At 58.2% G+C, this 553-nt stretch carries 2 protein-coding genes; one reads left to right on the top strand and one right to left on the bottom strand.

The annotated features are described in order from the left end of the window. Positions 1 to 261, top strand: a 261-nt coding sequence (locus H6B10_RS15125; protein WP_345941865.1) for a putative PEP-binding protein, incomplete at its 5' end; no start/stop codon positions are given. Between the two features lie 116 nt (positions 262 to 377). Here the strand turns inward: H6B10_RS15125 and H6B10_RS18160 are convergent. Beyond that, complete coding sequence (locus tag H6B10_RS18160; protein WP_275951091.1) at positions 378 to 551, bottom strand: hypothetical protein; 174 nt, start codon at positions 549 to 551, stop codon at positions 378 to 380. Positions 552 to 553: the final 2 nt, after the last annotated feature.

The following is a 553-nucleotide window of genomic DNA, read 5'->3' as shown; positions in this document are numbered from 1 at the left end:
GACCCGCACCATCTGTCTGTGCTGCGTTTGATCCAGATGGTTACCGAAAATGCCCATAAGAACGGCATTTGGGTGGGTATCTGCGGTGAGTTGGGCGCCGACCTGACCCTGACCGAAACCTTCCTGGCCATTGGCGTGGATGAACTTTCGGTCACGCCGCGTTCGGTGCTGCCCCTGCGTAATGCGGTCCGCATGACCGACACGCGTGAAACGGCACCCCGTATTCTGGCGGATCTGGCCGAAGATTACACGGCCCGCTGATACCAGCCGTCGGTTGCCAATACCATAAGATACCAAAAGCGGCAGGCGCAAGCCTGCCGCTTTTTTGTGGCAGAAAAAACGGACTCGGAAACCCGAGTCCGTTTTTGACGTTTGCCTTATTCGTCCAGCTCAAAATCACCGGGCAGCAGCCGTTCCATATCGGCGGCCGGGTCGGCAATCAGGCGTTTGGACTGGTTCAGAATGGCCTTTTCCAGGGTGTTGCGGGCCATGCGTCCGTTGCCGTTGGTGGCGGCATTCTCAGCCTGTTTCCGGTCAAACCAGGTGGTCAGGG

It is taken from the genome of Gemmiger formicilis (assembly GCF_016901605.1).
GTDB lineage: Bacteria > Bacillota > Clostridia > Oscillospirales > Ruminococcaceae > Gemmiger > Gemmiger formicilis_B.
This window is presented reverse-complemented; position numbering and strand designations above follow the sequence as displayed.